This window comes from Rubrivirga litoralis, assembly GCF_031846415.1.
GTDB lineage: Bacteria > Bacteroidota > Rhodothermia > Rhodothermales > Rubricoccaceae > Rubrivirga > Rubrivirga litoralis.
Genome location: NZ_JAVRHT010000001.1, coordinates 95305 through 108892, shown reverse-complemented (window position 1 = coordinate 108892; position 13588 = coordinate 95305). Strand labels below are relative to the sequence as shown.

14 protein-coding genes are annotated in these 13588 nt (G+C 72.5%); 3 read left to right on the top strand and 11 right to left on the bottom strand.

What is annotated here, in order from left to right:
• Positions 1–48: 48 nt before the first annotated feature.
• The 3 genes from RM540_RS00460 to mraZ form a co-directional block, all read right to left on the bottom strand.
• On the bottom strand, positions 49–543 hold the full coding sequence (locus tag RM540_RS00460) for a hypothetical protein (protein WP_311661166.1): 495 nt from the start codon (positions 541–543) through the stop codon (positions 49–51).
• 279 nt (positions 544–822) lie between these two features.
• Complete coding sequence (rsmH, locus tag RM540_RS00455; RefSeq protein WP_311661165.1) at positions 823–1929, bottom strand: 16S rRNA (cytosine(1402)-N(4))-methyltransferase RsmH; 1107 nt, start codon at positions 1927–1929, stop codon at positions 823–825.
• 27 nt (positions 1930–1956) lie between these two features.
• Entirely contained in the window at positions 1957–2409 is a 453-nt protein-coding gene (mraZ, locus tag RM540_RS00450) for a division/cell wall cluster transcriptional repressor MraZ (protein ID WP_311661164.1), read from the bottom strand.
• 445 nt (positions 2410–2854) lie between these two features.
• On the opposite strand from mraZ, the gene RM540_RS00445 reads away from it, so the two are divergent.
• Positions 2855–3529, top strand: a complete 675-nt coding sequence (locus tag RM540_RS00445; protein ID WP_311661162.1) for a LexA family protein — start codon at positions 2855–2857, stop codon at positions 3527–3529.
• 147 nt (positions 3530–3676) lie between these two features.
• Here RM540_RS00445 and RM540_RS00440 read toward each other — a convergent pair whose 3' ends face one another.
• The 6 genes from RM540_RS00440 to pyrG all read right to left on the bottom strand — a co-directional run bounded on the left by RM540_RS00440 (position 3677) and on the right by pyrG (position 9984).
• Entirely contained in the window at positions 3677–4876 is a 1200-nt protein-coding gene (locus tag RM540_RS00440) for a DUF819 family protein (protein ID WP_311661160.1), read from the bottom strand.
• A gap of 48 nt (positions 4877–4924) precedes the next feature.
• Positions 4925–5545 carry a Uma2 family endonuclease gene (locus RM540_RS00435; protein ID WP_311661159.1) on the bottom strand — a complete coding sequence of 207 codons (621 nt, stop codon included), beginning with the start codon at positions 5543–5545 and terminating at the stop codon, positions 4925–4927.
• Positions 5546–5594: 49 nt separating this feature from the next.
• A complete protein-coding gene (locus RM540_RS00430; protein ID WP_311661157.1) occupies positions 5595–6308 on the bottom strand; it encodes an ATP-binding cassette domain-containing protein in 714 nt (237 codons plus the stop codon).
• Positions 6295–7521 (bottom strand): hypothetical protein, encoded by a 1227-nt coding sequence (locus RM540_RS00425; protein ID WP_311661156.1) that lies wholly within the window; start codon positions 7519–7521, stop codon positions 6295–6297. Before RM540_RS00425 ends, RM540_RS00430 begins: the two co-directional genes overlap by 14 nt.
• Positions 7518–8045 carry an NUDIX domain-containing protein gene (locus RM540_RS00420; RefSeq protein WP_311661154.1) on the bottom strand — a complete coding sequence of 176 codons (528 nt, stop codon included), beginning with the start codon at positions 8043–8045 and terminating at the stop codon, positions 7518–7520. Before RM540_RS00420 ends, RM540_RS00425 begins: the two co-directional genes overlap by 4 nt.
• A 175-nt stretch (positions 8046–8220) precedes the next feature.
• A complete protein-coding gene (pyrG, locus tag RM540_RS00415; protein WP_311661153.1) occupies positions 8221–9984 on the bottom strand; it encodes a CTP synthase in 1764 nt (587 codons plus the stop codon).
• A 408-nt stretch (positions 9985–10392) separates the two neighbouring features.
• Between pyrG and RM540_RS00410 the strand changes: the two genes are divergently transcribed.
• Together RM540_RS00410 and RM540_RS00405 are read left to right on the top strand one after the other, a co-directional pair.
• Positions 10393–10605 carry a DUF433 domain-containing protein gene (locus RM540_RS00410; RefSeq protein ID WP_311661151.1) on the top strand — a complete coding sequence of 71 codons (213 nt, stop codon included), beginning with the start codon at positions 10393–10395 and terminating at the stop codon, positions 10603–10605.
• Positions 10605–10928: a DUF5615 family PIN-like protein gene (locus RM540_RS00405; RefSeq protein WP_311661149.1), complete on the top strand. Its 324-nt coding sequence runs from the start codon at positions 10605–10607 to the stop codon at positions 10926–10928. The genes RM540_RS00410 and RM540_RS00405 overlap by 1 nt, the downstream gene beginning before the upstream one ends.
• Positions 10929–11009: 81 nt before the next feature.
• On the opposite strand, the gene RM540_RS00400 is transcribed toward RM540_RS00405, so the two are convergent.
• Both RM540_RS00400 and RM540_RS00395 read right to left on the bottom strand, forming a co-directional pair.
• Positions 11010–12695: a hypothetical protein gene (locus RM540_RS00400; RefSeq protein WP_311661147.1), complete on the bottom strand. Its 1686-nt coding sequence runs from the start codon at positions 12693–12695 to the stop codon at positions 11010–11012.
• 6 nt (positions 12696–12701) lie between these two features.
• Positions 12702–13535, bottom strand: coding sequence for a class I SAM-dependent methyltransferase (locus RM540_RS00395; RefSeq protein WP_311661146.1), 834 nt, complete (start codon positions 13533–13535; stop codon positions 12702–12704).
• Between the last annotated feature and the right edge of the window lie 53 nt (positions 13536–13588).

Below are 13588 nucleotides of genomic sequence, written 5' to 3'. Positions count from 1 at the left end.
GGTGATGAGCGGGGCGGGGGAGGCCTCTTGCTCATCACCCGTCACTCGTTACTCGTCACTCATCTTGATCGGCGGCCCGTAGGCGACGCCCTCTTCGAGCCCGAGCGCGGCGGCGCGGCGCATGACCACGCTCGGGCCGACCATCTGGTCGACCTCGCCCTGGAGGCGCTGGTGCGTCAGGCGCAGCCGCTCGTTCTCGCGGCGCGCGTCCTGGAGGTCGCCCAGCGTGGCGCGCGTGGCGTAGACGTGGCTCACAAACAGCGTCGCGACGAGGCAGCCGAGGAGCACGAGCAGCCCGAACCGGAGGCTGGGGACGGCGTCGAGCGGGCGCGCCCGCCCCGCCCGCTTGGCCGCGCGCTTCGTCGCCTGCTTGGCGCCGGCCGTGGCCCGCCCCGCCCGCTTCGCGAGCGGACTGGGCTGGACCGTCTTGAGGTCGCCCCAGGCCGGCAGGCCCGCGCCGCGCCGGCCCGTCTTGGCCGACGCCGAGCGCGCCCGGCGAGCCGGGGCCTTCTTCTTCGGGCGGGGTGCGGTCTGGGTAGCCATCGGTGGACGAACGGGCGGGGTGGGGCGGGGCGGCAGGAGCAGTCCCCCTCCTGGACAGGAGGGGCTAGGGGTGGTGGACCGGGCGGAGCGCCACCCCGCCCGTGCGGCTTGGGCGATGGACTGAGCGCCCGGAAGCGAGGCGAGGCGTCAGCGGTCCCGTCGACGTCTGTCCCCCACCCCGCCCCTCCCCCGGTGGGGGGGGGAGAGTGCCCTGCCCGCCTTCTGCGGAGGCGGGGTGGTTGGTCAGAAGCGTCATTGTAGGCACGAGGGCGGGGCGGTCTAGAGGTCGGAGGGCTGCATGGGCGGGCTGCCGATGTCGGCCGCCTTCTCAGCGACGCGGAGGCGCGCGCTCCGCGAGCGCGGGTTCTGCTCGACCTCGGCCTCGCCGGCCGTGACTGGCTTGCGCGTGACGGCCTTCCACGGCGTGAGCGGGTTGCCGTAGAGGTCCTTCGGGACGTCGCGCGAGAAGGTGCCGGTGCGGAGGAACTGCTTGGCCCGGCGGTCCTCCAGGCTGTGGTAGGCGATGACGGCGAGGCGGCCGCCCCGCCCGAGCACGCCGAGCGCGGCCGGCAGCGCGGCCTCGAGCTGGTCGAGCTCGCCGTTGACGGCGATGCGGAGGGCCTGGAAGACGCGGGCCAGCGTCTTCGTCTCGTCGCGCGTCGGCGACGCCGAGCGGACGGCGTCGGCGAGGGCCGTCGTGGTCTCGGGCCGCGCCTCCTTGATGGCGCGGGCGATGCGGCGCGAGCGGCGCTCCTCGCCGTAGGCGTAGATCACGTCGGCCAGGTCGTCGGCGTCGAGGCGGGCGACGAGCTCGGCGGCCGTCTCGCCCCGCCCGCTCATCCGCATGTCGAGCGGGCCGTCGGCCGAGAACGCAAAGCCGCGCGCGTCGGCGTCGATCTGATGGCTCGACACGCCCAGGTCCAGCAGCACGCCCTGGGCGGGGCGGCCGTGGCGCGGGCCGAGGTCGTTCCGGCCGAGCAGGCCGTCGACGTCCGCGAACTCGCCCTGGAGCGCGAGGAACCGCCCCGCCCGCTCCGCCTCGGCGAGGCGCTCGCGGGCGGTGGCGATGGCTTCGGGGTCGCGGTCGATGCCCACAACGAGGGCGTTCGGGCCGAGGGCGTCGAGGAGGGCGGCCGAGTGGCCGCCGCCGCCGAGCGTGCCGTCGACGTAGAGGCCGGCGGTGTCGGTTACCAGGGAGTGGACGGTCTCGGCCGCGAGGACCGGCGCGTGGTAGGCCGTGGCATAGCGGAGCGGGTCCACCCCGCCCCCCCCCTGCGCGCCCCGATCGGACACGCCGGAGCCAGCGCCGGCCCCGGGGTGGGGGGCGTCGGCGCGGTCGGCGCGGCGTGGTCGGTCGGGGCGGGGCATGGAGGGGGGGGCGGTCATGGACAACTGGGCAGGATCTCCGGGGGGTTAGATCCCGCCCATCACTCGCTCCGCGAGCGATTCGTAGTCGGGTTGGTCGTTGATGTGGGACTCGAAGACGGTGGGGTCCCACACTTCGAGGCGGTCGAAGGCGCCGATGACGAGCGCCTTCTCGCCGGGCTGGAGGCCGGCGAACTCGACGAGCGGCTTGGGCACGGCGATGCGGCCCTGCCCGTCCATCGTCACCTCGTCGGCCCAGCGGTTGAGCTGGCGGACGAACACGCGGTCCTCCTGGTTGAACATGTTGAGCCCGCGCATGCGGGGCTCGATCTCGCCCTCCCAGTAGTCGAGCGGGTAGAGCACGACGCACTGCTCCTCCCCTCGCGTGGCGACAAACGTCTCCTTGGCGTCCGGGCTCAGGGCACGACGCATCTTCGCCGGCACGGGCAGTCGGCCCTTGCTGTCGAGGGAGTTCTCCGCTTGTCCTTTGAAGCCGGCCACGGCCGGGAGGGGGTGGTGATCAGGGGGGCCGCCAGGCTGCGGGGACGATTCCCCACTTTTCCCCACTGCCCTTCCAACATACCCCACCGGCCGAAAAACCCCCGGGAAGGCCGCTTTTTGTGGATAAGTGCCCCCTTCCGCGGCCCGTTTGGTAGGCGATCCGGGGCTCCGACCCCCCAAAGTGAAAATCCGTTCACCCTCTATTTCGGGTGGGTGAAAATGATTTCACCCCCTAGCTTTCGGTCGCCACCCCGCCCCACGCGCTCCAAACGGGGGCGGGGCGGCCCGCGGCGCCCCCATTCCCCACCCCGCCCCACCGCCCCCTCCGGCGGACTCGGCGGGCGGGGCGGTGCCTCCCCTTCTCTCCCGCCCCGCTCGCGGCGATCTGCGGGCGGGGGGACGTGACAACTCCGAGCCTCCACACCCCGCCCGACCCCTCTGCCCGATGCGCCCGCGCCTGACCGAGCGACAGAACCAGGTATACGAGTTCCTCCGCGACTACATCCGCCGGAACGGGAAGCCGCCGACGATCAAGGAGGTCGGGCAGAGCCTCGGCATCCGGTCCACGAACGGGGTCCACAAGATGCTGGTCGCGCTGGAGACCAAGGGCTATGTGGAGCGGACGCCGCACGAGGCGCGCGGCCTCTCGGTCGTCGACGACGCCGACCTCTACGCGTCCGACGACGAGCCGCCGGCCGTCTTCCTGCTCCGCCAGAAGGAGGGGGCGGGGCGGCGGGCGCGGCTGCTCACGTCGGAGAACGCGGCCCCCCCCCTCCCCCGCTCGCGGCGCTCGCTCGTCCTCGACCCGTCGCTGCTCCCCGACGACACCGACCTCGACGACTGCCTCGCGGTCACGGCCGGCGACGACGGCATGAACGGCGCCGGCGTCCGCAAGGGCGACACGGTTGTGGTCGAGGAGGCCGACTGGCGCGACCTCGCCGACGACGCGCTCGTGGCCGTCCTGTTCTACGACCGCCTCGTCGTCCGCCGGTTCGCGTTCGTCAACGAGCGCCTCCAGTTCCGCGCCGCCGACCGGACCTACGCCGACGAGTCGGCGCGGCCGGACGACCGGGAGTTTTTCGTCGTCGGCCGGGCGCTGGCGCTCGTGAGGAGGTTATAGGGTTTGGGGGTTCAGGGTTCAGAGGTTCAGGGTTCGTGTCTTCCACCTCGCCCTGCTGCGGCGGGCGGGGCGGTCTCCGAAGCGAGTGCGTGAGGGCAGGGCGGCCGGCCTTTCAACCCTGAACCCCGAACCAGCCAACCCCGAACCTCATCCCGCCAGCTGCCCCAGCATCCAGGCGCAGCCCAGCGCGGCGTAGATCCCCAGCACGTACCCGGCCACCGCCATCAGCAGGCCGACGGGCGCCATCGCCGGGAGGTAGACGCCGGCCACGATCGGCGCGCTCGCCGCCCCGCCCACGTTCGCCATGCTCCCCGTGGCGACGAAAAAGAGCGGGGCGCGGAGGAGCTTGGCCGCCAGGAACAGGAGCGCGATGTGGACCGACAGCCACACGACGCCCATCAGCAGGTAGGCCGGCGCCTGGAGCACGGCGGCGAGGTCGGCCGTGGCGCCGATCGAGGTGAGGAGGAGGTAGAGGCCGGCGAATCCGATCTGGCTGGCCCCGTCGCGCTCCAGCGTGCGGACCGGCGTGAACGACAGCGCGAGCCCGGCCGTGACGGCGATGAGCACGGCCCACGTCCCGCCCGAGATGATCGTCGGGTCGCCGAGGGCGGGGAGGAGCCCGCCGAGCACGCGCGACAGCACGGCCGCCCCGACGCCCAGCCCGACGATCATGGCGACGGTCGCCGTCGTGGACGGCTGCCGCGTCTGGTCGATCTCGCGGAGCGTCGCGTTGACGCGGTCGAGCGCCTTGGTGTCCGCCCCGACCCAGCGGTCGAACCGCTCCTGGTAGCCCGAGAGGAACAGGAGCACGGCCAGCCACCCGTACCCGACGACCGTGTCGACGACGATGATCGGGGCGAGCCCGGCGTCGCTCAGCCCGACCGACTCTTGGAGCGCGACCATGTTGGCGGTCCCCCCGATCCAGCTCCCGGCGAGGGCCGCCATGCCCTGCCACGCTTCCGCCCCGCCCAAAAACTGCCCGACGGCGAGGTAGGCCACGGGTCCGCCGATCACGATCCCGAGCGTGCCGACGACCATCATGAGGAGCGCGAGCCGCCCCAGGCTCAGGATCGCCCGCAGGTCGATCGTGATCATGAGCAGGAACAGCGCGAACGGGAGCAGGACGTAGCCGAACCAGTCGTAGGCCGCGTTCTGCGCCGGCGTCACGCCCGCCGTCGTCAGCAGCATGGGCACGAAGTAGGCCCAGATCACCGGCGGGATCACGCGGAACAGCTTGTCCAGCGCCGGCACCCGCGACAGCGCGAACACGGCGCCCAGGACAGCGGCGAGCAGCGCCGCGACCTGGGTCGGGTCGGTGACGAGGGCGGCGGTGACGTCGGGCTCCATGGGGCGGGGCGGGTGGGGCGGCGCGAAGATAGGAGGACCGCCCCGCCCTCACCGGCCGCTGCCTGCGCCGGGCCAGTCCCGGTCGCTCTCCGGGAACGGGATGTCGGCGCTCAGGCCCATCCCGTCGTACAGCGCCTCGACATCGAGGGAGACGCCGAGCGCGTCGAGCAGAAACTGCCGGTCGGCGTCGGGCTCGATCAGGACCCACCGCTCGCCGTCGCGCGCGAGCCCTTCGACGCTCTGCCGGTCGGTCGCCACGAACACGATCGCCTGGAGTGACGGGACGCGGCGGTACACTTCGGCCTTGCCGCCGCGGTCCCAGCGGGCCGTACTCGGACTCAGCACCTCGACAACCACGGTAGGATTCGTGGCCGCTGGCCCGTGCTCGCTCCGTTCGACCGGGCCGCAGACGACTGTGAGGTCAGGGTAGCAGTAGTGCCCGCCCGGCTCTAGCTCGACGGCGAGGTCCGAAGAGAACGTCTGGCAAGGACCGCCTGCTAGCGCGCGTTCGAGTTGAAACGCGGCTCGGATCGCCAGACGGGCGTGCTCCGGCGTCCCCCCGGCCATCGAGAACACCTCGCCGTGGTAGAACTCGTGCTTGTCGAGCTGCCCGGCCTCCCACTCGAAAAACTCGGAGGCCGACAGGGCGGGGCGGACAACGGTAGACATGGGCGGGGCGGGAGGGCTTGGGGCAAGGTAGGCCTCCTCCCCGCCCCGCTCACACCGGCGGCTCGGGTGGGGCGGAGCGCCCCAGGTTCAACACGCCGTCGCACACCCGCTCCAGCAAGTCCGCGCGGTGGCTCGACAGCACCACCACCCCGCCCCCGTCGCGGAATGCTTCGAGCAGGCCGAGCGCCGCCTCGGTCGCCGCCGTGTCTAGGCCGCGGAAGGGCTCGTCCAGAAGCAGGACCGACGGGGCGCCGACGAATGCCGCGGCGAGCTGCGCCTTCCGCGTCATCCCTGCCGAGTAGGTGCCCGTCCGCTGCGCGCGGCGCTCGTCCAGGAGCACCGCGTCCAAGAGCGCCTCGTGGCGGGGCGGGGCGGCATCGTTCCACGTCCCGCGCTCGCGGGCGATCCACTCCAGCGTCTCGACGGCCGAAAGGAAGCCCGGCAGGTCGGGCTGGTCGTGGACCACGCCGACCGACGCGAGGTAGCGGTGCGGCGCCGCGTGCGCGTCCACCCCGCCCACCCCGCCCAGCAGCACGCGGCCGGCCGTGGGCACGCTGAGTGCCGAGAGAATGCGGAGCAGCGTCGACTTGCCAGATCCATTCGGGCCGACCAAGCCCGTTGCCGTGCCCGGCGCGAACGTGTGCGACAGGTCGCGGAGGACGAACGGGCCGCCCACGTACTTTTTGGTCACGCCGTCGACCACGAGCGGCCGACGGCGCTCAGGCGCGACGGTTAGGAGCGGGGCGAGGCTAAGCGAGAGCACGGCGGAAAGCAAAACGTTCAACGATCGTCACCGCGAGGGAGCTGACGGCGGCGGTAGCGAGGTAAACGAGTGACCACATGAGGATTGAGCGGGCCTCGACATCTGTCAGCCACGCGAGTAGCGCCAGCACAGCGATCAGCAGTGGCAGCCAGCGGACGTTCATCAGGAACCGGGCCGCCGCCCACCCCGCCCCGCCGTGGAGCCGGTACGCCAGAGCCGAGGGAATGAGGGCGGGGCGGGCCGTGAACGCGACCGCTCCGTTGACGGCCGCGATCCACAGCAGGACAGCTCCGGCGAAAACGCCTTCGGGCACGCCCGCGAACGCGACGATGGCGACGAGCGCGAGGCCACCGAGCGCGAGCCGACCCAGCGGCAGCCGCCGGTCGAGGCTCAGGAGTCCAGCCCAGACGGCGGGGCGGAGGGCCGGCGGCGCCCAGTACACGGCGTCGTAGGCGAGCGCCTCCCGCCCGTCCTCCTCGGTCCCCGTCGATTGGAAGGCGTCGGCCCAGACGCCGTTCGTGGTCCAAAACGAGCGGTCGTACGTTTCGGCGCGGCGCAAGAGGACGACCCCCGCGAGCCCCAACGCCGCGACTGGCCCCCCGATGCCCCACCCCGCCCCGAGCGCCTGCCCGAGAATGGCGAGCACGGAGCCGACAAGAAACACCTCCGCCGTGGTGAGGAGGGACGGCGCGGTGAACGCGTCGGCCTCTGGCGACCGTGCGCCCGTCGTGGCCCACGTGAGGACGCGGCGCCGTCCGCTCGCCCCGTTCTGCTCCCACGCCTGGACGCGCAGGCCGAGCGAGGCGTACCGCCCAAGCGCGTACAGCCCGACTGTCCACACGGCGAGCGCTCCCTCGACGCCCAAGAACCACTGCCCCGCTCCCCACGAAACCGCGAGGGCGGGGAGGGACAGCACAGCGAGGATCGGCGCCACGCGCTCGATCTGGTGCCGGAGGAGCCGCCCCGCCCACGGATTCGACAGCTGGAGCCGCCCCGCCGCCGGATCGGGGTACAGGAGGTGTGGTGTGCCGATCGCAAGGGCGCCCGAGATCAAGATGCCCAGATAGCGGACGAGCGTACCGCGTCCGGTAGCATCCAAACCGTCAGCGGTTGTTGACGCGAGCGCGCCGAGGGCGAGAGCCGCGGCTACGCCCGCCCCGCCCCGCATCCAGCGGGCGGGGCGGCTCTGCGACCCGGGCAGGACGCTGCTCATCGGAACGTGCCGAGGTAGACGGTGCCTTCGGGAAAACCGGCGCGGGCGTCGCGGGCGAGGCGGTCTGCGAACGGCTCGGGGTAGAGCGTGATCGACTCCAGCTCGTCGAAGGGGACGAGGCGGAGGCGGCGCAGAATTTGGTCGTCGCCTAGCTCGGGGTCCGTCCCCAGGCGCGCGGCGGCGAGGGCGGGGCGGCTGGCGCGGCACTCGACGTAGAACGAGACAGCGTGGAGCGGCGGGCGCACAAAGTCGAGCGCGTAGCGCACGGCTCCGACCTCGACGTCAACACCTGTTTCCTCCTTCACCTCGCGGGCGAGGGCTTCGGCTAGCCCCTCACCGAACTCCACCCCGCCCCCGGGCGGCGTCCAGAACGGCTCGTCCGACCACAGGCCCGAATGCTCGGCGAGGAGAAGGGCCGTCGGTGCGTCGGGGTCGTCGAACACGAGCGCGCCGACGCGGACCCGGACGTGCCCCGCGAGCCGGTCCGGGACGTGGCCGCCGGAGGACGTGCCCGTGCTGCTCACCGTCCCGTCCCGCCGGAGCCGCCCCGCCCCGCCCGCCGAGCGTGTTCACCTCCACCAGGCGTGGCTGTTGTGTCGGGCGGGGTGGCGTCCGTGCGAGCACGTCCCAACGCAGGCCGCCCCGCCCCGCTCAGCGGCTCTTCCCCAGTTCCCGGTCCCCAGTCCCCAGTCCCCCTGTTCATCCGTCGGAGAGGACGCGCGCCGTCGCGCGGCGGACGCGCCGCGTGCGGCTCGGCGCTTGCGGCTCGCCGAGTTGGCCGGCGGCGCGCGCGTAATCGGCGGCCGCGCCGACGAAGGAGGCGAACAGCGGGTGCGGCGCGCGGACCGTCGTCCGGTATTCGGGGTGGAACTGGACGCCGACGAACCACGGGTGCGTCGGCCCCTCCGCCTGGCCGTCGCCCTGGGCGGGGCGGGGCAGCTCAATGATTTCGACGAGGTCGCGGTCGGGGTTCATGCCTGAGAAGACCAACCCGCCCTCGCGGAGCCGGTACCGCAGGTCGTTGTTGACCTCGTAGCGGTGGCGGTGCCGCTCGCGGACCGTCTCGGTGCCGCCGTAGACTTCGGCCGCGAGCGAGCCCGGCGCGAGCGCGCAGGTGTAGGCGCCGAGCCGCATCGTACCGCCCTTGTCCGTCACCGTCTTCTGCTCGGCCATCATCGAGATGACCGGGAACGGGGCGTCGGGCTCGAACTCGGTCGAGTGCGCGCCCTCCAGCCCGCACACGTTGCGCGCGAACTCGATCGTCGCCACCTGCATCCCGAGGCAGATGCCCAGGAACGGGACGCCGCCCTCGCGCGCCCAGCGGACCGCTTCGATCTTGCCGTCGACGCCGCGGTCGCCGAAGCCGGGTGCGACGAGGACGCCGGAGACGCCGTCCAGCCGCTCGGCCACGTTCTCGTCCGTGAGGTCGTCCGAGAGCACGCTCCGCACCTCGACCTGGACGCCGCGGTGGGCGCCGGCGAGCAGGAAGCTCTCGGAAATCGACTTGTAGGCGTCCTGGTGCTCGACGTACTTGCCCACGAGGGCGACCGTCACCTTCTCGTCGGGGCTCTTGAGTCCGCGCAGGAACGCGACCCAGTTTTCGAGGTCCGGCCCCGGATCGACGTCGAGCGGGGCGGCCAGCTGGAGCCGCCGTAAGACGACCTCGTCGAGGCGCTGCTCGCGGAGCAGGAGCGGGACCTCGTAGATCGACTCGGCATCGAGCGACTCGATGACGGCCTCGGGCTCGACGTTGCAGAACAGGCCGATCTTGCGGCGGACGTCGTCCGGCAGCGGGTGCTCGGTCCGCGCAACGAGCACATCGGGCTGGAGCCCGTACGACTGGAGCGTCTTGACCGAGTGTTGGGTCGGCTTCGTCTTGAGCTCGCCGGCGGCGGCGAGGTACGGGACGAGCGTGAGGTGGACGAGCGCCGTGTTGGCCCGCCCCTCTTCGAGCACGAGCTGGCGGATGGCTTCGAGGTAGGGCAGGCTCTCGATGTCGCCGGCCGTCCCCCCGATCTCGGTGATGATGACGTCGTAGTCGCCGGTCTCGGCGAGCCGCCGCATCCACCCCTTGATCTCGTCGATCACGTGGGGCACGACCTGGACCGTCTTGCCCAGGTAGGCGCCGGCCCGCTCCTTCGCGATCACGCCCGAGTAGACGCGGCCGGTCGTCACGTTGTTGGCCTGCGACATGGGCACGCCGAGGTAGCGCTCGTAGTGGCCCAGGTCGAGGTCGGTCTCGGCCCCGTCGTCGGTCACGTACACCTCGCCGTGCTCGTACGGGTTCATCGTCCCCGCGTCGACGTTGATGTACGGGTCGAACTTCTGGATCGTCACCTGGAGCCCGCGCGCTTCGAGCAGGCGCCCGAGGCTGGCCGAGACGATCCCCTTGCCCAGCGACGACGTCACGCCGCCGGTCACGAAGAGGAACTTGACCGGGCGGTCGGCGGGGCCTGCGGGCATGGGCGGGGCGGTGGCTCGCCCGAAAAGGTACGGGCCGACCCAAAGGGCGAGGCGGGGCGGAACTGTGAGTTCTCCGCCCCGCCCGCGCTTTCACACGACCGCCCCGCCCGCGCTTCCGAAGCGTCGGGGGCGGGCGGGCTCGGAGCGGCGCCGTCTCCACCCCGCCCCGCCGGAAGGGGGCGGGGCGGCGGACTCCGTGGGCGGGGTGGTGCGCGTTCGTCCCTCTCGGGCGGAGCGGCCGACCCGCCTTGAGCCGTAAGGACTACGGCAGGTTGTCCACCCCTTCTGGCAAGCGCGGTGGCCACGTCTCGGGATGCCACGAGTCCTCGCCATGCTGCAACTGCGTCACACTCGGACCGGAAGGGCGAAAGGGACGTTCTACACGGAGCCGAACCAGCACGTAGAATTATGGAGCGCCATGAGGTCTACCACTCCGACCCTGAGATCATGGGAGGCACTCCTGTCTTCCAGGGCACTCGCGTCCCCGTCCAAACCCTTCTCGACTATCTCGAAGGAGGCGAGACCCTCGACGAGTTCCTCGACGGGTTTCCAGGTGTGAGCCGGGAGCAAGCCGTCGCGTTCCTGGAGATGGCGAAGGACGCCCTCCTCGACGCGGCCTGATGCACGTGCTGCTGGACGAGAACGTGGACCGGAAGCTAAAGCGCTCTTTCGACCCCCAGCACGAGGTCGTGACCGTGCGCGAGCACGGGTGGAGCGGAAAAAAGAACGGTGACCTGCTCCGCTCGGCCGAGGCCGAGTTCGACGTCATGGTGACGCTCGACAAGAGCATGCAGCACCAGCAGAACCTCCCTGCGTACGACCTCGCTGTCGTCCTCATCACCGCCCGGAGCAACAAACGGAGCGCGATCGAACCGGCGATGCCGAACGTGAACCGGGTGCTCCTTACGGTGGAGCCGGGTCGGCTCTACGTCATCGCGGCGTAGCGACCACGCCGGACCGCCCCGCCCGCGCGTTCGACAAGGCGGGGCGGGGTGGATCACCCACCGTCATCGGGGGCGGGGCGGCTACCCGACCTCCGCCCGAACCTCCTCCACCCCGCCCTCGACGCGCCGCACGCGGGCCTCGTGCATCTCGGCCCCCAGCTGCACGCGGACTGACCGGGCGCCCGCTAGGTCGTCCAGCGACGGGGCCGGGTCGTCGGCGTAGGCGTCGCCGTACCAGAGGACGCGGCCGTCGAGCTCGACGGCGCGGAAGTGGCCCCAACGGAGCGCCTTGCGCGCGGCGGCGTCCGCCTGCGGCAGCCGCGTGGCGGCGGGGCCGACGATGCGGAGCGCTCCCTGCCCCTCGTCCAGCGGCGTCATGCGGCTCGCGGCCGGCTCGACGACGATCTCGACAGCCGGCTCCTGCCCGCTCAGCGCCTCGGTCCCGTTCGCGGGGTAGCGGAGCGTGAGGCGCCCCTCAGGCGTGTCTATGCCGGCTTTGATGCTCGTGATCGTGGCCGCGCGGCGCTTGGCGACGACCTCAGGGAGGGCGCGCAGGAGGGCCGCGTAGATCTCGGGCGGCCAGCCGCTCGGCGCCGCCCCGCCCGGCGTGAACCGGGCCGCGACCGGGTAGCCCCCGTCCCAGACGGGCGGGCCGAGTGCGCGGAGGCGCTCGGCGTCGGCCTCGGCGAGCATCGCGGCCGGGTAGAGCGTGAGTCCCTCGGCCGGGCCAACTTCGTCGAGCGCCTCCAGCCCCTGACCTTCCAAGGGCGGGGCGGCGTAGACGAACCGGCACAGCGCGAGCCAGTCGCTGAACAGCGCGAGCCCCGGTTGCTCGCCGGCCTGCCCCATCACGTTGGCGTAGAGCCAGGGGCCGTCGTCGAGGCGGAGGGCGAGGTAGCGGTCGCCGCGCAGGCGCGACCACGGGGCGGACTCGTAGAACCCCCGGGCGGCGTCGAGGAGCGCGCTCAGGTCGTCGTCGCTCGTCTCCGTCAGGAGCGCCACATCGAGCCGGTTGCCGCCGGGTCCCATCATGAACAGGGCCTCGCTCGCGGCGTCGGCGTCCGGCGTCGGGCCGGTCTCCAGGCCGACGTGGGCCTTTTTGAGGAGCGCCTTCAGACCGCCCCGCCCCAGGTCCGCGTCGGCAAAGCGGATGCGGGCGGGGCGGCCCGCCGTCAGCCCGGCCTCGGGGCGCGCGTGCGTGGCCTCGAACACGGCGTCCGCGAGCACGGGCGGGGCGAGCGCGCCCGGGTGGAGCGCCGTGCCGCGGACCTCCCCGCCCGCGTCGGTCACGACGACCAGGTAGATCGGGACGAACCGCCCGTCGACTTCGGCCACGTCGGTCTCGCGCACCGACAGCTCCCACGTCTCGTCCAGCTTCGGGAGGCGCCGGACCTCGGTCGGCGTCGGCGTCGGGCGCTCGGACCGGCGGGCGACCTCCTCCAGCCGCTCGGAGAACACGGGCCACGGCACGGTCGCGCCGGGTCCGGTCAGGTGGACCGCCGCCGAGACGTCGTCGCCGTCGAGCCGGAAGCCCCGGGCACCGTACGGTGGCGCGCCCGCTTCGTCGGACAGGCCGAACAGGTCTTCGAGGAGCGCGAAATGGCACTGCGCGCCCTCGCTCCACCCGAGCTCCCAGACGTCCGGCGGGATGTCGATTCCCGTCACCTCGAGTTCGGCCTCGACGATCTGGATGCGGTCGCCCGTGAACGGGCAGCGGTCGACGGCCACGTCGATCCAGACGAGGCCGGGGGGTGGGGCGGTTTCCATGTCGCGCTAGCGTGTAGGGCGGGGCGGCTTCTGCGCTGTGACGAGCAGCCCGGTTCCGGTGTCGTTGTCGCGGCGCAGGTCGACGGCGTTGAGCGCCAGCCCGACCGGCCCGGCGCCGAGGTAGTAGGCGCCCACGAGCGGGGTGAGGAGCGGGCTCCGATTTAGCATCGTGATCGGCCACTTGACGAGGAGCCGCCACGCGGCCGAGCCGACCGGGCCATACGTGTAGTCGGTGTCCGTCACGCGGAGGCCGGCCGTTTCCAGCTTCTCGACGAGGTCATCGACCGCGTACCCGTCGCGGACGTGCTCGCCGATAAAGCTCTCCTCCCCCGCCCCGCTCACCCCGCTCCCGCCCTGGTCGCTCGGCGTGTTGACGACGAGGTGCCCGCCCGGCACGAGCGCGTCGCGGACGTTGCGGAACACGGCGCGGTCGTCCTCGATGTGCTCCATCACGTCGACGGACAGCGCGAGGTCGAACGCCTCCTCGTGCGGCAGCGGCTGCGTCAGGTCGGCCCGCTCGAACGTGACGCGGCCGGCGTACGGCGTCTGCGCCACGAACGCCTCGGCCCGCCTCAGGTAGTCGTCCTTGACGTCGGCGGCCACGACCTCGACGTTCGGGAACGTGCGGACGAGCCAGTAGGCGTACTGCCCGAACCCGGTCCCGGCGTCCAGCACGCGAACGGGCCGCCCCGCCCGAGCGCCCACGAGGCGCCGGAGCGTGCGGCGGACGTACCACGACCGCAGAAAGACGGCGTCGAGCGTACGGTAGAACGCCTTGGTGCGGGTCGGGGTAGTCCAAAAAAACCGGCCGAGGCGGTCTTTGACGGGGTCGTAGTCCACGGGGCGGGGCGGTCGGGTGTGGGGGCAGGGTACGGAGCACTCGGTACGGGGTA